Here is a 20958-nt window from a genome sequence, read left to right as displayed (position 1 = left end):
AATCTACTTAAATATTTAACCATTCTAGCGGGCTAAATAAAGCTCTAAATGCGTTATAAATTTTTCATGTAGAACAACTACATGTCAAAATTTATGCCTTGTTATCACGCCATTTATCTGTCGCTATAAATGGTCAGTAACTTAACACGATTGGTATAACTCGTTTATGAGGATGAACTTTTCCCACCTGATACATTTTCTGACTATATAAATACAAAAGGTCCATAACAACCAGATTGCTGCTTGCTTCATACTCAATACAGTGCTTAATTACGAGGATTTAAATGAAATAGCGGTTACGTAGAATAAGTATTTTAATGTAGAAGAAAGCAAAGGTAATAAGTAATAGTAGTCAGGGAGTTTTACGAGTAAAAGATTTTTATCTAACGAGATACAGAGCAATTTTGCATTGGTATCTATAAAAGTGAAGAGAGGAAATAGTATTAATAAAGGGGGAATTATGGTGAAACAGAGTCCTGTTTCACCAAGTTGAACCTAGGTTCACATAATTGAAATTATGCTACTTCTACATTCTCAGCTTCAGGGCCTTTTTGACCTTGCTTGATGCCGAAAGACACTTGTTGGCCTTCGCTTAGAGTGCGAAAACCTGAGCCTGTAATAGCGCTGAAATGTACGAATACGTCAGGACCATTTTCTTGTTCAATAAAACCAAAGCCTTTAGCTTCGTTGAAGAACTTAACTTTACCAGTAACCGTGTTTGACATACCAAATTTTCCTGTAAGTCAATAATTAAAATTCAGCCAGATTGGCTATATCCTCCCTGAGTGAGTGCCCAATAAATAGCTGGGATAAAGTACAGGAAGAAGTAATAACCATTAACCGGAAACCTTACACGCCGCACATAAACCAAAAATTCAATACGCAAATACTCAAAGCAAGTTAAGGTTAACACAATATAATTGTTTTAGCTCTATTAATTAAAAAATATTTTAATTGCCCTATTTCTATAGATAAAACAGGACTAAACGATTAATTATAAGGCTAAAATACCTGATACCGTGTTAATGATAAGCGGCTTATTTTACTTGCCAATCAATTACTGACTCAGCTTTAATTGGAACAACATGATCATTACCCAGCGGGTAGCTTGCAGGTACAGTCCATGGTTGCTTAACTAAAGTTACAGTATCTGTGTTTCTCGCAATACCATAAAAATCAGGACCAAAGTGACTTGCAAACCCTTCAAGTTTATCTAGCGCACCTGCATCTTCAAATGCTTCAGCGTATAACTCAAGGGCAGCATGTGCCGTGTATGCACCTGCACAACCGCACGCAGCTTCTTTTTTATCTTTATAGTGTGGCGCCGAATCCGTGCCCAAGAAAAACTTGGTACTGCCACTGGTGGCCGCTTCTATTAGCGCTTGTTGATGCGTATTACGCTTTAAAATAGGTAAGCAATAATAATGTGGGCGAATGCCTCCCGCTAACATATGGTTACGGTTATACAGTAAATGGTGGGCTGTGATAGTTGCGGCCACATTAGCGGGTGCATTATTTACAAAATCAACGGCATCTTTAGTGGTGATATGCTCAAGTACAATCTTTAAGCTAGGAAAGTCTTTTACTACATCAACCAAGATCGTTTCTAAAAATATTTTTTCGCGGTCAAATATATCAATCGACGAATCGGTCACTTCCCCATGGATCAACAGTAACATCCCAACTTCTTGCATAGCGTTTAGTACTGGGTAAATATTCTTCATTGAAGTAACCCCAGAATCTGAGTTAGTTGTCGCACCTGCAGGGTAGACCTTTGCGGCAACAATTTTTCCGGTAGCGTGCGCTTTTTTGATCTCTTCAGGAGAAGTATTGTCGGTTAAATAAAGTACCATCAAAGGCTCAAAATTACCTTGTGGTCCAGCTGCCATGATGCGTTCACGGTAAGCAAGAGCCGTATCCGTACACACTGCCGGAGGCACTAAATTAGGCATTATAATTGCTCGTCCCATGTAGCGACTAATATCACGTACTGTGTCTTTTAACTGATCACCATCACGTAAATGTACGTGCCAATCATCCGGACGAGTTAGGGTTAATGTAGCTGTATTTTGAATTTCTTGATTTGACATTACTTTGTTCCACGGCTGAATTTAGTCGATCATAGGCATATGCCCTAGCCGAGTAAAGATTTTATTCTGGTTTTTAATGATGCTCATTAACTATACATCACTCCATCAATAACTTGGCCTGCGCTTGTGTTTACAGCTAAGCACCTAAAATTTTTAATTTTTCTTTGTTTGTAAGTTAACAATCCGTTAATGTGGGACTATATTGATGACAAGTAAACGGTATATTCACGCGTGCCACATGCAAAGTAAAATAGACTTATCTTCAGCGCTTGAGGTTAAAACAGAGCAACTGAGTATTATTAATCAGTTTTCATCAAGCTTACTGCAACTAGATAAACTCGATGAACTGTTCGACTATGTCACTACAGAAGTCGTCAAACGTTTAGGCTTTGTCGATTGCGTTATTTATCTCGCCGATAAAAGTGGTACCGCCTTGCATGAAGTCGCATCTATGGGTGTATCACACGCTAACAGTGACTACACTATTGAACAAAAGACCATTGCTTTTAATCAAGGCATCACAGGTCATGTGGCTTCAACAGGTCGCGCTGTTATCATTGGTGATGTCAGTACCGACAGCCGATATATTGCAGACATGCGCCCTGCTATGTCTGAGCTGTGTGTTCCTTTGGTATATAAACAACAGGTTTTAGGGGTTATTGACTGCGAACATCCTGCGCGTAACTACTTTACCGACGCCCACCTAGAAATTTTAACTACCGTAGCGCATTTGCTCAGCGCAAAAATAAATCAGGTCAACACTGTAGAAAATTTACAGCAAACAGTTAGCCAACTAAATAGCGCGCAAAAGCTCGAAGGCACATTACTACAAATCGCTAATTTAACCTACCAAGCCAATGATTTAGATGCTTTTTTAGCATCCTTGCACACTATTATGACCAACTTACTGCGCGCCGATAACTTTTTGGTAGGCTTATATAATAAAAATCTCGATATCCTGGATATTGTTTACATTGTAGAAGAAGGTGTGCGCTCAAATGCCCATAAAAAGATTTCTAAAGAACAGCTAAAACATACAGCATCCTACTACCTATTAAACTCCGAACAATCACTACTATTGAATAAACAAGAATATCAGCAATATATCGCAGCGGGTCATTTTAAAATGGTCGGCAGACAATCCGAGTCTTGGCTTGGTGTGCCCTTTAAGGTAAGTGATTATATGAGTGGTGTTATTGTGGTCCAAAGTTATGATAAAACCCACCACTATAATGAGCATGACCGAGCTTTACTCACTTATGTAAGTCGTCAGATCAGTATGGCTATTGATCGACAATTGTCTCGCCAGGCACTTGAGCACCGTGCTTTACATGACGAGTTAACGGGTCTTGCAAACCGTTCTTTACTTATTGACCGTATTAAACATGGGATCTTACGACTTACCCGCACACCTAAAGGGACCTATCATGCTCTGTTGTATTTAGATTTTGACAGATTTAAAAGCATCAATGACTCGTTAGGTCATGAAGTGGGGGATCATTTTTTGATTGCTATTTGTAAATCAATTCAAGGGACTATTCGTAATACCGACACATTTGCGCGGCTCGGCGGTGATGAATTTGCCATTTTTATGGAAAACATCACTCATAAAAACCAAGTGAATGATGCCCTAAAGCGGATCAAAAAAGCACTGGCTGCCCCACTTAATATTGATGGTCACTTATTGCAAGCCTCTACCAGCATTGGCGTTGCATTTTGCGAAAGCGAAAACGATAAAGCCTACCAACTACTTCAGCACGCCGATGCCGCAATGTACGAAGCTAAATCAACAGGTCGTGGACAGGTAAAGTTTTTTAATAATACCATGCGTAAAAAGCTAAAAAGCCATGCAGACATAGAAAATGACTTGCAGCATGGTATTGAGCACAATGAATTTGAACTTTATTTTCAACCTATTTTTAGCATTCAACACTGTAAAGTGATAGGTTTTGAAGCTTTAGTACGTTGGCATCACCCTAGTAAAGGCTTTGTAGCCCCCAATGATTTTATTCCCATAGCTGAAAGTACTGGGCAAATCATAAATCTAGACCTTCATTTACTAGAGCTGGCAGCAAAGCAAATTGCAGCTTGGCAACAACAAGGTAAACGGTTTTTGCGGATCACGGTAAATGTCTCATCCAGGCACTTTGCAAGCGTTGACTTTATCTCGCAGATCCACGCTATTTATAATAAATACGCACTCGAGTTAGGATCTTTATGCTTGGAGATCACAGAGTCAGGGTTAATTGAAAATTTAGAGTTAGCTACCAAGATAATTGAAGGTTTAGCACCATTAAAAGTGAAATTATGCTTAGATGATTTTGGCACTGGCTATTCGTCACTAGGGTATTTGCACCAACTCCCCATTCATGTATTAAAAATCGATAAAAGTTTTATCGATCACCTAACCGATACAGCCACCCCACTCGTTGACGCTATTTTATCACTTGCAGCGTCACTAAAATTAGATGTTGTTGCCGAGGGAATTGAAACCCAAGAGCAGCTAAGCATCTTACAAAAAACTCAGTGTGATTTTGGTCAAGGTTTCTTAAAGGCCAAACCAATGCCCGCAGCACAAGCAATCTTACTAATTGATAAGCCACTGTAACGTTTGCATAAAAAAGCCCTGCACTGCAGGGCTTTCTCAGTAATATTACTTTACCCGACTAACCAATGCGCCATAAGTGCAATCACAGGAAGGGTGATCAAGGTTCTAAGAATGAATATTATAAACAACTCAAAAATATTCACCGGAATTTTACTTCCCAATAAGAGCGCACCAACTTCAGACATATAAATCAATTGGGTAACACTCATTGCAGCAATGATAAACCGAGTAACATCACTTTCAATGGTGCCTGCTGCTAAAATTGATGGAATAAACATATCGGCAAAACCTACCATAATAGTTTGCGCAGCGGCTTCAGCTTCAGGGATCTGTAATAACTCTAAAAATGGAATGAAAGGTTTACCTAGGTAAGCAAAAATTGGCGTATATTCAGCAATAACTAACGCAAACGTGCCCACCGCCATTACGATTGGTAACACCGCAAAAATCATGTCTAATGCGTTGTGAATACCTTCTTTCAATGTACCGGTAAAACCTGGTGAATGCTTTGCTTTATTAAGCGCGACATGTAAAGCATGGGTAAGAATATTTTTGTCATGAGGCACGCGCTCTTTATGCGGATCTGGCTGGCTGCCATCAATAAACACATCTTTTTTAAAGCTCAACGGCGGAATGCGCGGCACAATCAATGCAGCAGCAACGCCAGCCAAACACACAGTTAAATAAAACGGTGCAAATAGCTTCTCAAGCCCTACTTGCCCTAACACCACTAAACAGAAGGTAATCGAAACAGCAGAAAAAGTAGTTCCAATGATAGCCGCTTCACGCTGGGTGTAATGCTTTTCTTCATATTGGCGGGCAGTCATTAGAATACCCACACTGCCATCCCCCAACCACGATGTTGCGCAATCAACCGCACTTCGCCCAGGTACACCAAATAGTGGCCGCATTACTTTAGTCAACAATGTTCCCACTAATTCAAGTAAACCAAAATTCAGCAGTAAAGGCAGTAACAGACCCGCTAAAATAAACACTGAAAATAACACTGGCAGTAAATCTTTTAATACTAAGCCACCGGTATTTTCTGAAGTAATACCGGTAAAAATAGGCTGTAGCGGCGCAGGGAGTGCCGAGGTTATATTCGGGTTATTAAAACTTAAAACGGTCAGAATAATAAACGCCATACCAAATAGACGGATCACTAACCATAACCAGTGCACATCAAAAAGGTGTTTTAAAAGTGAGGATTTCATTAATGCCGCTGGTTTAAATAGTTTCATCACTAATGATAAAACCCCCGTGATACAAATAATCACAGTGAGTAATAAATCAATATAAGATGCAACAGCCGCCTTTACAGCTTTAGCCAGAACGGCAATGGGAATAGTCATCGCTCCATCCATTGGCACTGGAGTCATGAACAAGAATACACCGATCAGTGACGGAATGATAAAAGTTAACCATACCTTTAAGTCAAACTGCTCGGTAGAAGGAGTTAGATTAGACATTGTTTTCAACCTGTAGAAACCACAAAAAGAGCAAAAGCTCTTTTTGTGGTTTAATTTTATTTATTATTAAATTTTAATACCGCGTTGACGCAAAGCATTTTCTAATGCTTGTTGTAAATCATTCATCGTACCCGGCTCTAAGGTTGTTCCTTCATCATCCATCCACGTCAAGCTCGTCCCACCATCTTTGGTACGGCTCACCAAGATTTGATATTGGCCTTCTTCAATCGGTAGTTCTGCAAGTTCTTCGCCCCAAATTGAATCCCATACACTTGATTCTGGTTTGTTGTAATCAGCAGTGATCAAACCACGTTCTTGATCTATTTCAACGATTGTAAAAGATAGTCGCTCTAAAAATCCTGAGAAACGATCAAAAACAGCAAAGTAGTCTTGCTCAGTCACTAATGCCGCATTACCTTTATTGTCAAAGCCCATTTCTAGTGAAATGATGCCTTGTTGCTTACGCATTTCAACTTCAAGTTGACGATATCTATAATCGAATTCAGCCACAACTTGGTTTAGTGCACGCACTTCTAATTGCTGCTGTAAAATAGGCGTTAATGGCACATCTTTACTGTCATATTCAGCTAATTTAGCACTCAATGCGGCAGTACGTTGGTGCGACTTTTCCTCAATACTGAAGATAAAACGCTGCTGAGAAACTTCTGTTTCACTATCCCATAGCCAACCTTCTTCTGGCTGAATTATTGCGTACCAATCTGTTTCTATTGAGCCTAGTAATTTATCTTCTTTTATTGCTTTAGTTTGATGTTCTGTTAATACCGCCTGAACTGAATCCCAAATAAATTCATCTAAATCAGCAATACCATCATTTTTATCAAAATAAACACGTGCTTGTTTATCTCCTTCTTCAACCCAACTGCCTTTTGCAACAGTTAATACTTGCGCTGGAGGGCGATAGTTTGTTGAATCAGGATTATTATCATATTCTGCCACTTCCATTTTATAAATGGGATCTTGAGCTGGCTGCGCCAATTGTCCTGGCACTTTTACCGGCTCACCGGCACGGTAATTACGCTTATGATGTGCTTCGTCAGTGAACACACCACATCCTGACAAGCTAACCAATACGCTTACAGCAAGCGCTTTTGGGATCCAATACTGCACAGATAATTCTCCTTAGCATACCCTTAATTGTTTTAACAAATATATGAGTGGGTTATGCCGATTTGGTTCAGTGTAAAGTCAATATTAACTTTACGTATCTTGTTTTATGCAAAACCCGTTACTTTGGGATCCGGCTAAATAGCTATGTTAGCCAGCCAATATGCAAAATTTTAACTATGGTACTTTCCCATGCCGTTAAAAACAAGAAACACCGTGCTTTAATGACAGCTTAATTAACTCACTCTGTAGTTTAGTGGTTGTTTTGTGTTAAACTTCGCCGCCGTGTGGTAGTAATTGCCGGCTTAGTTCACTCTGACTGTTATTAAAAATATAACCTAGGTACTTGAATTCATGACTACTTTTTCAAATCATCAGATCGTTTTAACTGCCATTGGTGATGATCGCCCCGGCATTGTCAGTGAATTAACCCAATTAGTCAGTGACTGTCACTGCAATATTATTGATAGCCGTATTGCCATCTTAGGTAATGAGTTTACCTTTATCATGTTGTTATCGGGTGATATGTCAGCAATTAGCCGTATTGAGCACACCCTGCCTCTCAAAGGTATGGAACTCGGTTTATTGACTATGATGAAACGTACTGCCAGTCATACTCAAAGTGAATTTTGTGCAGGCTATACTCTTGAATATACAGGAATAGATACACCTGGCACGTTAAGTAAAGTCACCCGCTTTTTTGCCGACAAACATATCAGCATCTGTTCTTTAAAATCAGATACCTATGATGAAGATGCGGAAACAAAAATGCGCTGTGAACTAGAGTTTAATATTCCTGTTGAGGTTGACATAGACAGCTTTAAAGTCCAATTTGAAGACCTTTCACGTACTCTTAATGTCGATTATATTTTTCGACGCATTCGCTAAGGAGCAAAGCATGAACACTATTAATCCATTACAAGCTGGCGATAAAGCCCCCGCATTTAGTTTACAAAACCAAGATGGCGAAACCATTAGCCTTGAAGAGTTATTAAAAGAACAACAGGTATTAGTGTACTTTTATCCAAAAGCTTCAACACCAGGCTGCACAGTGCAAGCTGAAAACCTTCGCGATGAGAAAGACGTATTAGCACAGCTTAATACGCGTGTGGTTGGTATTAGCCCTGATCCTGTAAAAAAATTAAAGAACTTTGAAACTAAAAAAGAACTTAATTTTGATCTACTTTCTGACGAAGACCATGCCATTGCTGAAGCATTCGGTGTGTGGGGCTATAAAAAGTTTATGGGTAAAGAATACGACGGCATTCATCGTTTAAGTTTTCTAATCGGTCAAGACGGTACAATTAAGCACTTTTTCGACAAGTTTAAAACCAAAGACCACCACCAAGTAGTGTTGGATTATTTAACGAAAGATTAAGCTGTAAAAAAGTTACAAAAGCGTTGCCAATGGGCAGCGCTTTTTTGTTAGTGCCGTTAAAAAGTATAGGGCTAATTATTAAGCGCTTATTGCTGTTCACACTCGCGTAAAAATTTAATACAATACAGCAACTTCTATTTGATGAGATTTATATGCTTAAGCCATATACCAACATGTTGGCTGTGTTTTTGATTTTGTTTGGGGTTGCCGAACAATCAATGGCGTATAGTGTCTCTTCTCATTCTGATTTTTTCACTACTGCACACACACCTGCTGGATTGATGGTCGCCCCCCCACTTATTGACGTGCCACTCATTAAAGCAAGCGAAGCGCAAGAAACTGACGATTGCTGTGATGTAGAGTGTTGTGAAATAAACTGTATTTGCCCCGCAAATACCTGTATGCCCGCGCTATATTTACCCACTACTATTTGCTCAGCACAAGTTATTGTCCAAAATCATCCCTCTTTAAAGCTTAATGCTAAACACCCTATTTCAATCTCTGCATTTGTTTACCGGCCTCCCATTTTTATCTCATAAGGGGCTCCCCTTACGTACGCTATAGATCAAAAAGTAGTTAATTAATTTGCGCTTATGCGCTTCATTTTTAATACCTGTGAGATAAAAATGTTTTATAAATACTCTAAGTTAGCAGCGGCTATGCTGTTATTGCCGCAGTTTTCATTAGCAACTGAGCAACACCATGATCACGATGAACATGAACACAAATCAATTGAAAAAATTCAAGTAACCGCATCACGATTAGGCCGTATTGTAAGCGAATCGGCCACCCGTACAGAGATAATAAACGGCGAAGAAATACACGAAAAAGCGCTGATGCGCCCAGGTAATATCTCTATGCTAGTCGCTGAAACCGGGGGGGTACGAGTGCAAAACACCTCTCCAGCTTTAGGAAGCGCAAATATACGTTTGCAAAGCCTTTATGGCCGTTATACACAATTATTAAGTGACGGCTTACCTTTATATGGCGGCCAAACTGCATCGATAGGTTTACTGCAAATTCCCCCCACAGATCTTGCCAATGTTGAGATCATCAAAGGTTCAGCCTCTTCATTATATGGAGGCTCGGCGTTAGGTGGGGTGATCAATTTAATTTCTCGCACTCCAAGTGATGAGTTTGAAGGAGAGGTATTGCTAAATGCAACCTCAAAAGATGGCCAAGATATTACCGCTTATCTTGCCGCACCACTGTCAGACTCTTTCAGTGCTTCAGTAACCGCAGGGTTACATCATCAGTCAGAGCAAGATCTCGATGATGACGGCTGGCTGGATATGGCAAGTTATAATCGTGCAAGTGTAAGGCCTCGTTTATATTGGCAAGGTGAGCATGGTGCTAATTTATATATCACCGTTGGCGCGATGACAGAGCAACGCGATGGCGGTACCACTGATGGTGCTATCATGCCCGATGGCAACCCATTTGCACAAATTCAAGACTCGCTCAGACTTGATTCTGGTTTCATCTTTGATAAACCAATAAATGAGATAATGAACTTAAATATCCGCGGTTCAGCTATGTCGCAAGAGCACGACCATCAATTTGGCGATAGCAAAGAAGACGACAGCCATGAAAGCTACTTAATTGAATCGAGCATATCTGGCTATACAGATAAAACGGCATGGCTGGTTGGGATGGCGTATCAATCAGAAAAATTCAGCTCTGTGGATTTCTCTGAATTTGACTACAGCTATGAAGTTCCAGGGCTGTTTTCACAACTAGACTACGAAGCAAAAGACGATATCAAACTATCTCTCAGTGCCCGTGCCGACTGGCATAATGAATACGGTACTCAGTTTAGCCCGCGTATTTCTTTACTATACCACCCAGAAAATTGGACTGTGAGAGGCTCATACGGACAAGGCTTCTTTGCAACAACTCCTTTTATTGAAGATATCGAAGACGCAGGTTTATCTCATTTAGAGCCATTGGAAAACCTAAACGAAGAGCGCGCTACGACTGCTTCCCTTGATATTAGCTATGTATTCGGCAGCTTAGAAACCAGCGTCACCTTATTCAGTTCTGATGTTGAGAATGTCACTGAGCTAGAAGTAATTAATCAACAACTTACGCCATCCGATAAACAGGTTCGAATTGTTAACGCACCAGGGCAAAGTGAAATTCGCGGCAGCGAATTGCTACTACGTTATCGTTGGCACGACATAAAATTTACGGGTAGTTACTTATATACCGACGCCACCAAAGCAAGTGATATCAGTACTGCTCGCTTACCATTAGCGCTCACCCCACAGCATTCAGCGGGTGCGGTGATCATGTGGGAAGAACACGGCAGCCACCTAGTTGGTTTTGAAGCCTACTACACTGGCACTCAGCAGCTAGAAAACAACCCATACCGAGACAAAAGTGAAGCTTACTGGCACTTAGGTTTACTAGGACAAATCACCATTGGCCGCGTAAGTTACTTTATTAATGCTGAAAATTTACTAAATGTAAGGCAAACCAGAGAAGACTCATTAGTGCTACCGCAACAGGCGCCGAGTGGACGCTGGACTACTGATATTTGGTCGCGCAATGATGGCTTTACTGTTAACGCCGGCGTGCGTATTAAATTTAATGATTAAGAAAAGATAATTAATGCTGGTTTATAACTCATATAAACCAGCATTTTTACAGCCTAAATAAAACCGTAGCTACAATTAATTCCCCCCACAACAAGCCGATGCCTACTAAACAACGCTAAGGCCCTAGTACATTTGATGGTTTTAGAGAAATATAATCTTAACCTAACCAGTAAGGCTTATTTTAAATTTTTACACAAGTAAAAATGGCATTGCCCGATTTTTCAGCCCACGGGGTAATTGTTTCGTAATCATGTTCAAACACATATATTTCGAAGTAAGGTTGTAAAGCCTTTTTTAGCTGAGTGAAATTAAACGCAACCATCGGATGTTCGTCATGCCATATGAGTGTTTCATCTGCTGATGCTTTTTCAATACTAAGCTTTAACGATTGCTTCTCGCCAGTGCCACTATAATTCCAGCCAGAGCGAAAGGTAAATACACTATCTTCACTTACAGCGCTATGTTCCACAAAGGAGGCATTATCAATGTGGTTTTTATCAACAACGTTAAAACAAAATACACCACCGACTTTTAGTGCATTGTGAACACTTACAATACACTCTTTTAACTTATTAATGCCATCACAGTAATGAATTGAATATAAAAAACAGGTAATTAAATCCAATGGCTCTGTAACAACAAAGTCACTCATATTTTGTAATGAAAATTGTGCTTCAGGGCAGCGGATCCCAGCTCTATCTAACATAGGCTGATTAATATCCAATCCACCACTTTGATAACCAAAGTTAATAAAATGACGTACATGCGGCCCAGTTCCACAGGCTAAATCAAGGTGCATATTTCCGTTATTACCAAAAATCTGCTGGAGCCTGTGAATACCATGACTTTGCGCTTGATAGTCTATATCGGCGCACATTAAATCATAGTAATCAGAAAGGTCTGTGTATAACGCGTTCGCGGACATATAAGGCCTAATAATTTGTAGGAGGGTACGTTAAGGCGCGCATAATAAACTAATTATCACCATTAACGAAGCTGATTGAACGAAAAGAGATTTGTTGGGTTTCGTTTCACTCAACCCAACGTTTATTGTAACCATTAACTTAAAGCTTACCGCTCGCGGCTTTAGTTTATCCCTAAATACTTATGGACTTGCACAGACAAGCGCCAGTTTTTTTCAATACACGTTTCAATTGCAAGTTTAGTCGCGGAAACTTTTTGGCTAATGGGCTGAAGATAAACAAGTTTAGGGCTTACGCCTGTTTTGTTAAACAACGCTTCAAGCTCTTCAACGTGTTTTTGCATGGCAATTGGGTGCTTGATCTCATTAGCACGTTGCATTGCAGAGGTTAGTACCTCGTAGCCACCGCGCATATTGATCTTAGGCGATACTGTGACCCAAGTTTGCTCTGGCGCTAAAATCTCAAAGGTACCACTTGTTTCTATTTGCGTACTATAGCCATTAGCATGGAGTAGCTTACACACAGGATTTAAATCGTACATACATGGCTCGCCGCCAGTGATCACCACATGCTTTGCACGATAAGCGCGCTCTACAAATAGGTTAAGTATTTGCTCTGCGGATGCATCCGCCCAATGATCTGAATCAGCTTTTTTCTCTACCGTGTCATCCAGTGATACTTTATACACATCATCCACTTCCCACGTTTGCTTTGTGTCACACCAAGCACAGCCAACAGGACAGCCTTGTAAACGTAAAAAGATTGAAGGCGTACCCGTAAAGCTCGCTTCGCCTTGAATGGTTTCAAATATTTCATTTATTTTGTACAAAAGTATCTCACTTACTACTTGGCATTAATTATGAGCGTCATTAATTATTGAGCATAAAGAAAGACGATTTGAAAAAATCAAAAATCACGGTCAAAAATTGTTATTTATGCTCCAGCCGTGTAGTATATCGCGCCCTGATATAAACCTCTATTAAAACTAAGAGCAAAACAGTTATGACGCAAAAAGTAGTTGTGATTTATTCCGGCGGTATGGATTCATTTACCGTATTAAATAAAGCCCTGCAACAAGGCCATGAAGTGTATGCCCTGTCATTTGACTATGGTCAGCGTCATGTAAAAGAGCTCAAAGTTGCTGCAAATGTCTGTGAAAAGCTCGGTGTATCACATAAGATAGTTGATATTTCTGCGATCAATCAATTGATCGGTGGCTCATCATTAACGGATGATATTGATGTGCCTGAAGGCCACTACGAGGCCGAAAATATGAAAAGTACCATAGTACCTAATCGCAACATGATTTTATTATCGTTGGCGGTAGGCTATGCGGTATCACTCAAAGCTAGTCAAGTTTATTACGGCGCACATTCTGGAGATCATGCTATTTACCCTGACTGCCGTCCTGAGTTCGTTCAAAAAATGGATGATGTTTGTCGTATAGCAAATTACGATGCAGTAGAAATTTTCAGCCCATATTTAAACGATACGAAAATCGATATCTTAACTGATGGTATCAAAATGGGCTTAGATTATAGCCAAACTTGGACCTGCTATAACGGTCGTGAAAAAGCCTGCGGTAAGTGTGGTGCGTGCCAAGAACGCTTAGAAGCATTTAGTCTGAATAATATAACTGATCCTATCGAATACGAATAAGCACTAAAAAGGCTATCATCTCGATAGCCTTTTTCTTACTGCTAAGCCTTACTCACAGTTTATAACCAACGTTTTACTTGTAACTTATAATCGCTATAGTCTTTGCCAAATATCTTTTGTAACTTTCGCTCTTCAGGGATAATTTGAAACCAAGTTAAATAGCCTATAAACGCAATTACGCACAACAGTGCCCACAACGATGTTAACCACACCCCCCACGCTGTCAGTATAAAGGCAAAACCGACATACATTGGGTTACGAGAGATCCTATATATACCTGTAGTCACCAATTTCGATGCCAGCTCAGGTTTTCTCGGATCGACGGTTGTATTCGCTAAGCGAAAACTAACCACCCCAGCGATACAAAAAACACACCCTATCACCAGTAGAATAATTGCGCTGTAAAAAATAAAAGCCGTAAAATCAATGACGCTATAGTGAGCTATTACGGCCATCACTAGAGCAAAAAAGCACACCATTATTACCGGAGGAATTTTATTGTCTAACATACTAACTCGCTGTTTTAAAATAGTTTAGTGTTTTATAAACACATATTCAGATAAGCCAATTAAACACTTAATACACTGTATCACTCATGAATAATTTGCCAACCCCATTATTTCGACAAATAAAGTTACAATTGTCAGCTTCATCAATCTGGTATTTTGGTTATACTTTAATCATTAACTAACAAGGATAAGGTAATAAAATGTCAGGAACAACAATGGTAGTGATGATCGTATTTATCTCAGTTGGATTTGGGGTGATGTACGATATGTATAAAAAACATTTAGAGTTCAAGCATCGTACACTTACTGATAATAAAGAATCGAATAATCAAATTGCCGCAATAACAGCTGAAATGTTAGCACTTAAAGAACGAGTGCAAACGCTTGAAGCCATCGTTACTGATCAAAGTTATAACGTAAAACAAGAAATCAATAAGTTATAATTCATGCTGGCGGCGCTAGTACCTGAGCATAGCGGTTAATCACGTGCTGGTAATAAATTGGATTTTGATTAAGCATACGTTGATAGTGTGTAAGTAATTTTTGCTGATAGCAATGATGCTGCGGTTGTCCACTATGCCACATACTAGAGCCTGTCAGTGTTAAACGATGCTTTGCCTGTTTACTTATGTGGATAACCTCATAAAAGCGGTTATTCTCACAAACAATGGCTTCATTTATCAACCTCATCCCTTGCTCTAACAAGCCTTCACGTACTTTATAAGTATGGTGCACAGGGCAAATAATAAACTCCAGCTCGGCTAATATTTCACCTTTATTTATATTCGCAAACTGTTGCTGTGCGGCTAAGATATGATTAATAAAACGCAATAATAATTCACCACCGACTCCTGCGATGATCACTAAGTTTCGCTGCTGGAAGTTAATCGCTATGTCAGCAACATCTATACAATGAACTTGCCAGTGCGCCGCACCTTGAGTTGGGCTGTAACGAGTAAGCTTAGCTGTCAGCTCGTCCATTAATGCAGGCACAATATCAACAAAGTGGATTGTATCGGCAGCTTCTCGTTCAACTAACTGCATTCCCAATAAACCATGATCGCAACAACAATCCCAAATTGCTTGAAAACCAGGTTTAATAAAACTGTCTATTGTTGCTAACCGTTTACTTAAACGCATCGTTATTACTGCGCAGCTGTTTGGTAAATCAAGGCCTTTAAACTACGGTCGCTATCAACATCAACAAAACCAAGAGTCGGCGCTAAACGCTCTACAAATTCAATCGCACCTTGGGTATGCTCAGCAATCAGCGCTTTAAATGCGGCTTCACTGAGCTCGGGGCTATTAGCGCAAAGCAACAGCTTAGTATTATCATTGAGGAGCTCAGGTAAGCGGCGCAACACTTTTTGGTAATCTTTAGTTAAAATAAAACTGCCTTTTTGAAAGCTTGGCGGATCAACAATAATTAAGTCAAATGGCGCCGCTTTTTTGAGCTTACCAAACGACTTTAAAATATCGTGCGGTAAGAAGCTCACACCACGGTCAAAACCATTTAGTTGGTGATTTTGTTTACCTGCGCGTAGTACCCCTTTATTCATATCCATGTTGATCACACTATCGGCACCACCATGCATTGCAGCAACCGAAAAACCACAGGTGTAAGAAAATAAATTCAACACTTTTGCATGTTTACTATGTGCCTGTACAAATTCACGGCCACGGCGCATATCAGGGAAAATACCCGTGTTTTGACGGCTCATTAAATCAACTAAAAACTGGCACTGCCCTTCTTTTACTACATGAGGACTAGGCAATTGACCATATAACAAAGTGTTTTCTGTTTGTTGCCCTGCACGCTGTTGAAAAACCAGCGAGGTAACAGCATCAGCGGCATGTGTTTGTAACCACTCCCATAGTAGCTGACTAAGCTGCTGTAGCTCACTCGCAGGAATTTCCTCATAAGAGACAACAAATAAACACGGTGGATAAAAGTCGATATTTAAATGACTTAACTGCTCAACACTGTGACCACGGCCATGAAAAACACGGCACAGTTCGTGATCAGTGAATGGGGCACTTTCAAGTGCGTTAATAAGGGGCGTAAAATTAGGCATTTTTAATTAACTGTTGTTGTAATTCATGGATTTCATCGCGTACAGATGCGGCTTTTTCAAACTCTAAATCACTGGCATAAACATGCATTTTGGTTTCGAGTTGCTTAATTTGCACTGCTATTTCTTTCGCGCTGAGTACGTGTTTAGATTCTTTGCGGATCAGCTGTAAATTATCTTGTGGACCTGCACGTTCACCCACATCCATAACATCAGTAATCTTTTTAAGCAATGCTTGAGGTTCAATACCATGCTTAATATTATAAGCATGTTGAATATCACGACGACGCTGTGTTTCATCAATCGCTTTAGCCATGGATTTAGTGACATGGTCACCATATAAAATAGCACAGCCATTTAAGTGACGAGCAGCACGACCAATGGTTTGAATTAACGCTCGAGCTGAGCGTAAGAAGCCTTCTTTATCCGCATCAAGTATGGCAACTAAGGACACTTCTGGCATATCCAAGCCTTCTCTTAGTAAGTTAATACCTACTAACACATCAAACACACCAGCACGGAAATCACGTATAATTTCAACTCGCTCCACGGTATCAATGTCTGAGTGTAAATAGCGTACTTTCACATCATGCTCAGATAAATAGTCCGTTAAATCTTCCGCCATACGTTTGGTTAACGTAGTGACTAGCACACGTTCATCTATTTCTACCCGCTTATATATTTCCGACAATAAATCATCGACCTGCGTCGCTACAGGGCGAACTTCAATTTGTGGATCGAGTAGCCCTGTGGGACGAATTACTTGCTCCGCAATTTCATCACCACAACGCTCTAATTCAAAGTCACCCGGTGTAGCTGATACATAGATTGTTTGCGGTGCAATCGCTTCAAACTCTTCAAAGCGCAGCGGACGATTATCCATCGCTGAGGGCATCCGAAAACCATATTCCACGAGGTTTTCTTTACGACTGCGATCACCTTTGTACATAGCACCAATTTGCGACACCGTAACGTGGGATTCATCAATAATCATTAATGCATCATCAGGTAAGTAATCAAGCAAAGTTGGCGGCGGATCACCCGGCGTACGCCCAGATAAATAACGACTGTAGTTTTCTATACCAGAGCAATAACCAAGCTCGGTCATCATTTCAATGTCGTATTGAGTTCGCTGTGCAACACGTTGCTCTTCAACTAATTTATTAGCACTAAGTAACTGTGCTCGGCGTTCTTTTAGTTCTGCTTTGATGTGCTCAACTGCGTCAAGAATTTTCTCTCTCGGCGTCACATAGTGGGTCTTCGGGTAGATAGTTGCACGCACAATGTGTTTTTCAACAGCACCGGTGAGCGGGTCAAAAATACTCAGACGTTCAATTTCATCGTCAAACATTTCTACACGCACTGCAAAGGTATCTGATTCGGCGGGGAAGATATCCACCACTTCACCGCGCACCCGATAAGTGCCACGGCTAAAATCAATATCATTACGAGTGTATTGAATTTCGGCTAAACGACGCAGCATATCTCGTTGATCAACTTTTTCGCCCACTTTCAGCAATAGCATCATCTTCATGTATGATTTTGGATCACCCAAACCATAAATAGCTGAAACCGATGCCACAATAATAGTGTCTCTACGTTCTAATAATGCTTTGGTTGCGCTTAAGCGCATTTGCTCAATGTGTTCATTGATTGAGGCATCTTTTTCAATAAAGGTATCGCTGGCAACCACATAAGCTTCCGGCTGATAATAATCGTAATAGGAAACAAAATATTCCACCGCGTTATGCGGGAAAAACTCTTTCATTTCACCGTAAAGTTGTGCTGCAAGGGTTTTATTATGTGCCATGATGATCGTTGGACGATTCAAATCACTGATAATATTGGCCATGGTAAAGGTTTTACCCGTACCCGTTGCTCCCAATAACGTTTGATGAGCCAGTCCAGCTTCTAACCCCTCGCATAACTGCGCAATCGCGGTGGGTTGATCCCCTGCGGGCTTAAATTTAGAAACCAGTTGAAAATGGTCACTCATGCTTGGCACTCCTGTACAGCCTGATTACTGATCATATTCAGTTCTTTAATAAACCATTTATACGCTACTATGGCAGTAAATAAATTACCTACCGCTGCGCCTATTAGTAAACCCGGTAAACCGGCATATACATTACCAATATAAGCAAATGGAACATAAAAAATAAATAATCGGATAACACTTAAAATTAGCGCATTCATCGGCTTATGTAAGGCATTAAACGATGAGTTTGTTAAAATAATCACGCCTTGTAAACCGTAGCTCAATGGCAAGGTGAAAATAAATAAGGTGATCACATCGATAACTAATTGCTCTTTACCAAATAATTGGCTGATCACGCCTGAAAATGCAATTAGCAATAAATAAATAATAAATTGCCAAATCATCACAAACTTTAAGGTTGTAGTATACGCGTCTTTAACACGGCACAATTTACCAGCTCCAAAGTTTTGACTAATAAACGGTGGTAATGTCATCGATAATGCTAACACCACAAGACTGGCAATTGACTCAATTCGGCTACCAACACCAAATGCTGCAACAGCCTCAGGGCCATGATACGCCACCATCGCGGTCATTATCGCCATAGCTACCGGTGTTAACATGTTTGCCCCTGCTGCGGGTAAACCAATTTTTAATATTTTACGAATCGAACTTAATGGCGTTTGGCTATTTGCTTTTAAGCTTAATAAGCCTTTTTTAACTGCTAATAAATATAAAATAATAATTACCGCAACCGCCCACGCAATAACGCTGGCAATTGCTGCGCCTTGAATACCCAGCGCAGGGATAGGCCCAAAACCAAAAATTAACATCGGATCGAGTACCGCATTAATAAGCCCTGCCCCGCCCATCACAATACTTGGGGTTTTAGTGTCTCCGCTGGCACGCAATACTGAATTTCCTACCATGGGCGTTATTAAAAATACACTGCCTAAAAACCACACACTCATATAATCGTGGATCAATGGCAGTACAACATCCCCTGCCCCTAATAGTTTAAAAATGGGGGCGATAAGGAGGTAGCCAAATAACGACAAGCACACCACCATAACAACCGCTATTAGCAACGCCATACTGGCATCAAAGCGTGCTTCTTCAATATTATTGCTACCAAGCGCTTTAGCTATCACCGCAGAGGTGCCAATGCCTAAACCAATTGCAAGGCTAATCACTGTAAAGGTAACGGGAAAGGTAAAGCTAACTGCAGCCAAGGGTTCAGTACCGAGTAAACTGATAAAAAATGTATCTACAATATTAAACATCATTAAAGTGATCATCCCAAAAATCATCGGGATCGTCATTTTCTTCAATGTTGGCACGATGGGAGCATTTAATAAATCGGGAGCTGTGTTAGTCTGCAAAGTTGCGCGCATGGGAATAAATAAACCTCTTTTATTAAGCGTGGTATTTTAAAGCATCGAGGCTTGGCAAGCCATGCATTTATCAAGTGATTATGAATTGCTGATAAAAATGCCTAAAAAATAATAGAAAAGTGTGCTTTTTACGTGCTTTAACGCAATTTCAGTTCGAACCATAGCTAAAAACAATAAAAATACATTTTTGTAACCTTTATCACAAAAACATCGCGACTGGCGGTGCATTTTTACACAAAAATTGCGCTAATCGAATCGTCACGAATAAATTTACTCATCAACCAGACTACTTTCCGCTTATTTTTACAAGTCATTGTTTTAAAATAAGATAAAAAAACTGATTTAAATGCTTGATATCCTCACAGCACCCTAAAAACATGGCTCTGACAACGTTCTTAAAGTTTCATAAACAGAGTTATCCACAGAAACCGTGGATAACTCTTGCAAAGCCACGCTAATAAAGGCCTACAAAGGGGCGACTTAAATCGCCTCGTAACAATGTTGGCAAATACTAACTTTAGACAATTTGCCACAAACAGCTCAGAAAACATACTTAACTGCTGTAGCAAGGTGCTATCGGGATTAATTAAATATCAATATACGATCTAAACATACAACTAACTCAATGATAACAAACAACAAAGAAAATGTTTTTTGCGATTTATTTCATCACTATGCTAATAATATAAAGAGTGAGATCTCCAGATAATTTTTTTTCAATAAAGGACTGGGTTAATGAATTGCTAAATTGAATCTGGCTAAGTTGGCGACTGTACTCAGTTGCGCTAAAAAAGTGCATTTCATAAATTTATTCATACTAAAGTAGATAAATGATCACTTTATATAATTTTCATCGTGGTCAAATTGATTGTTTATTAGTCTTGGAAATTAGCAATTCTATAAAATTGGTCGATCTAATACTGTAAAATAAGGACAAAAAAAGCCACAAAACAGCCAGATCGAACATAAAAACATCGAACAGACTGCTTTTTTTTGTTTATAAGGTTTTATGTGTTGACACTTTGCAGCGCGGTCATTAATATTTCGCCCCGTTGAAAGGCACATACGCTTCCCCCTTAGCTCAGTTGGTTAGAGCGACGGACTGTTAATCCGCAGGTCCCCCGTTCGAGTCGGGGAGGGGGAGCCAAAATAT

18 protein-coding genes and 1 tRNA gene are annotated in these 20958 nt (G+C 40.0%); 8 read left to right on the top strand and 11 right to left on the bottom strand.

The features are described 5' to 3' along the window. Positions 1-515: 515 nt before the first annotated feature. Positions 516-725, bottom strand: coding sequence for a cold-shock protein (locus CWB85_RS11985; RefSeq protein ID WP_016707789.1), 210 nt, complete (start codon positions 723-725; stop codon positions 516-518). Between the two features lie 312 nt (positions 726-1037). Continuing rightward, positions 1038-2090 carry a dihydroorotase gene (gene pyrC, locus CWB85_RS11980; protein WP_138555010.1) on the bottom strand — a complete coding sequence of 351 codons (1053 nt, stop codon included), beginning with the start codon at positions 2088-2090 and terminating at the stop codon, positions 1038-1040. A gap of 238 nt (positions 2091-2328) precedes the next feature. Between pyrC and CWB85_RS11975 the strand changes: the two genes are divergently transcribed. Continuing rightward, positions 2329-4698: a bifunctional diguanylate cyclase/phosphodiesterase gene (locus CWB85_RS11975; RefSeq protein WP_016707791.1), complete on the top strand. Its 2370-nt coding sequence runs from the start codon at positions 2329-2331 to the stop codon at positions 4696-4698. Positions 4699-4748: 50 nt separating this feature from the next. Here CWB85_RS11975 and CWB85_RS11970 read toward each other — a convergent pair whose 3' ends face one another. Continuing rightward, positions 4749-6167 carry a YjiH family protein gene (locus tag CWB85_RS11970; RefSeq protein WP_138555009.1) on the bottom strand — a complete coding sequence of 473 codons (1419 nt, stop codon included), beginning with the start codon at positions 6165-6167 and terminating at the stop codon, positions 4749-4751. Positions 6168-6233: 66 nt separating this feature from the next. Beyond that, positions 6234-7295 carry an NlpB/DapX family lipoprotein gene (gene bamC / locus CWB85_RS11965; protein ID WP_016707793.1) on the bottom strand — a complete coding sequence of 354 codons (1062 nt, stop codon included), beginning with the start codon at positions 7293-7295 and terminating at the stop codon, positions 6234-6236. Between the two features lie 351 nt (positions 7296-7646). Here bamC and CWB85_RS11955 point away from each other — a divergent pair, with 351 nt between their 5' ends. From CWB85_RS11955 to CWB85_RS11940, 4 genes are all read left to right on the top strand, one after another. After that, positions 7647-8180, top strand: coding sequence for a glycine cleavage system transcriptional repressor (locus CWB85_RS11955; protein WP_138555008.1), 534 nt, complete (start codon positions 7647-7649; stop codon positions 8178-8180). Positions 8181-8190: 10 nt separating this feature from the next. Continuing rightward, positions 8191-8670 (top strand): thioredoxin-dependent thiol peroxidase, encoded by a 480-nt coding sequence (bcp, locus tag CWB85_RS11950; RefSeq protein WP_016707795.1) that lies wholly within the window; start codon positions 8191-8193, stop codon positions 8668-8670. Between the two features lie 152 nt (positions 8671-8822). Next, positions 8823-9209: a hypothetical protein gene (locus CWB85_RS11945; protein WP_138555007.1), complete on the top strand. Its 387-nt coding sequence runs from the start codon at positions 8823-8825 to the stop codon at positions 9207-9209. 87 nt (positions 9210-9296) lie between these two features. Then, the gene (locus CWB85_RS11940) at positions 9297-11270 is read left to right on the top strand and encodes a TonB-dependent receptor plug domain-containing protein (RefSeq protein ID WP_171039012.1); all 1974 of its coding nucleotides are present in this window, start codon (positions 9297-9299) and stop codon (positions 11268-11270) included. 181 nt (positions 11271-11451) lie between these two features. Here CWB85_RS11940 and CWB85_RS11935 read toward each other — a convergent pair whose 3' ends face one another. After that, entirely contained in the window at positions 11452-12195 is a 744-nt protein-coding gene (locus CWB85_RS11935; protein ID WP_016707798.1) for a class I SAM-dependent DNA methyltransferase, read from the bottom strand. A gap of 161 nt (positions 12196-12356) precedes the next feature. Beyond that, on the bottom strand, positions 12357-13022 hold the full coding sequence (gene queE, locus CWB85_RS11930) for a 7-carboxy-7-deazaguanine synthase QueE (protein WP_016707799.1): 666 nt from the start codon (positions 13020-13022) through the stop codon (positions 12357-12359). A 149-nt stretch (positions 13023-13171) separates the two neighbouring features. Between queE and queC the strand changes: the two genes are divergently transcribed. After that, positions 13172-13852, top strand: coding sequence for a 7-cyano-7-deazaguanine synthase QueC (queC, locus tag CWB85_RS11925; protein ID WP_258165111.1), 681 nt, complete (start codon positions 13172-13174; stop codon positions 13850-13852). A 59-nt stretch (positions 13853-13911) separates the two neighbouring features. On the opposite strand, the gene CWB85_RS11920 is transcribed toward queC, so the two are convergent. After that, complete coding sequence (locus CWB85_RS11920) at positions 13912-14361, bottom strand: methyltransferase family protein (protein WP_138555005.1); 450 nt, start codon at positions 14359-14361, stop codon at positions 13912-13914. Between the two features lie 200 nt (positions 14362-14561). On the opposite strand from CWB85_RS11920, the gene CWB85_RS11915 reads away from it, so the two are divergent. Beyond that, positions 14562-14804 (top strand): hypothetical protein, encoded by a 243-nt coding sequence (locus tag CWB85_RS11915; protein ID WP_016707802.1) that lies wholly within the window; start codon positions 14562-14564, stop codon positions 14802-14804. A 1-nt stretch (position 14805) separates the two neighbouring features. Here the strand turns inward: CWB85_RS11915 and CWB85_RS11910 are convergent, their stop codons facing one another. The 4 genes from CWB85_RS11910 to CWB85_RS11895 are packed head-to-tail and all read right to left on the bottom strand — an operon-like array spanning position 14806 to position 19805. Then, positions 14806-15501 carry a tRNA (adenine(22)-N(1))-methyltransferase gene (locus tag CWB85_RS11910; protein ID WP_016707803.1) on the bottom strand — a complete coding sequence of 232 codons (696 nt, stop codon included), beginning with the start codon at positions 15499-15501 and terminating at the stop codon, positions 14806-14808. A 5-nt stretch (positions 15502-15506) separates the two neighbouring features. Continuing rightward, the gene (locus CWB85_RS11905) at positions 15507-16436 is read right to left on the bottom strand and encodes a class I SAM-dependent methyltransferase (protein ID WP_138555004.1); all 930 of its coding nucleotides are present in this window, start codon (positions 16434-16436) and stop codon (positions 15507-15509) included. Continuing rightward, positions 16429-18429 (bottom strand): excinuclease ABC subunit UvrB, encoded by a 2001-nt coding sequence (gene uvrB, locus CWB85_RS11900; RefSeq protein ID WP_138555003.1) that lies wholly within the window; start codon positions 18427-18429, stop codon positions 16429-16431. Before uvrB ends, CWB85_RS11905 begins: the two co-directional genes overlap by 8 nt. Continuing rightward, entirely contained in the window at positions 18426-19805 is a 1380-nt protein-coding gene (locus CWB85_RS11895) for an MATE family efflux transporter (protein WP_138555002.1), read from the bottom strand. Before CWB85_RS11895 ends, uvrB begins: the two co-directional genes overlap by 4 nt. Before the next feature lie 1070 nt (positions 19806-20875). Here CWB85_RS11895 and CWB85_RS11890 point away from each other — a divergent pair. After that, positions 20876-20952, top strand: a tRNA-Asn gene (locus CWB85_RS11890). Positions 20953-20958: the final 6 nt, after the last annotated feature.

Source organism: Pseudoalteromonas sp. S1727 (genome assembly GCF_005886375.1).
GTDB classification, from domain to species: domain Bacteria; phylum Pseudomonadota; class Gammaproteobacteria; order Enterobacterales; family Alteromonadaceae; genus Pseudoalteromonas; species Pseudoalteromonas haloplanktis.
This window is presented reverse-complemented; position numbering and strand designations above follow the sequence as displayed.

Coding starts and splice junctions, on each gene's coding strand:
- CWB85_RS11920 (WP_138555005.1), bottom strand. CDS start 14,361: ATGTTAGACAATAAAATTCCTCCGGTAATAATGGTGTGCTTTTTTGCT.
- bcp (WP_016707795.1), top strand. CDS start 8,191: ATGAACACTATTAATCCATTACAAGCTGGCGATAAAGCCCCCGCATTT.
- uvrB (WP_138555003.1), bottom strand. CDS start 18,429: ATGAGTGACCATTTTCAACTGGTTTCTAAATTTAAGCCCGCAGGGGAT.
- CWB85_RS11910 (WP_016707803.1), bottom strand. CDS start 15,501: ATGCGTTTAAGTAAACGGTTAGCAACAATAGACAGTTTTATTAAACCT.
- CWB85_RS11940 (WP_171039012.1), top strand. CDS start 9,297: ATGTTTTATAAATACTCTAAGTTAGCAGCGGCTATGCTGTTATTGCCG.
- pyrC (WP_138555010.1), bottom strand. CDS start 2,090: ATGTCAAATCAAGAAATTCAAAATACAGCTACATTAACCCTAACTCGT.
- CWB85_RS11985 (WP_016707789.1), bottom strand. CDS start 725: ATGTCAAACACGGTTACTGGTAAAGTTAAGTTCTTCAACGAAGCTAAA.
- CWB85_RS11895 (WP_138555002.1), bottom strand. CDS start 19,805: ATGCGCGCAACTTTGCAGACTAACACAGCTCCCGATTTATTAAATGCT.
- CWB85_RS11905 (WP_138555004.1), bottom strand. CDS start 16,436: ATGCCTAATTTTACGCCCCTTATTAACGCACTTGAAAGTGCCCCATTC.
- CWB85_RS11935 (WP_016707798.1), bottom strand. CDS start 12,195: ATGTCCGCGAACGCGTTATACACAGACCTTTCTGATTACTATGATTTA.
- CWB85_RS11970 (WP_138555009.1), bottom strand. CDS start 6,167: ATGTCTAATCTAACTCCTTCTACCGAGCAGTTTGACTTAAAGGTATGG.
- CWB85_RS11915 (WP_016707802.1), top strand. CDS start 14,562: ATGTCAGGAACAACAATGGTAGTGATGATCGTATTTATCTCAGTTGGA.
- CWB85_RS11975 (WP_016707791.1), top strand. CDS start 2,329: ATGCAAAGTAAAATAGACTTATCTTCAGCGCTTGAGGTTAAAACAGAG.
- CWB85_RS11955 (WP_138555008.1), top strand. CDS start 7,647: ATGACTACTTTTTCAAATCATCAGATCGTTTTAACTGCCATTGGTGAT.
- CWB85_RS11945 (WP_138555007.1), top strand. CDS start 8,823: ATGCTTAAGCCATATACCAACATGTTGGCTGTGTTTTTGATTTTGTTT.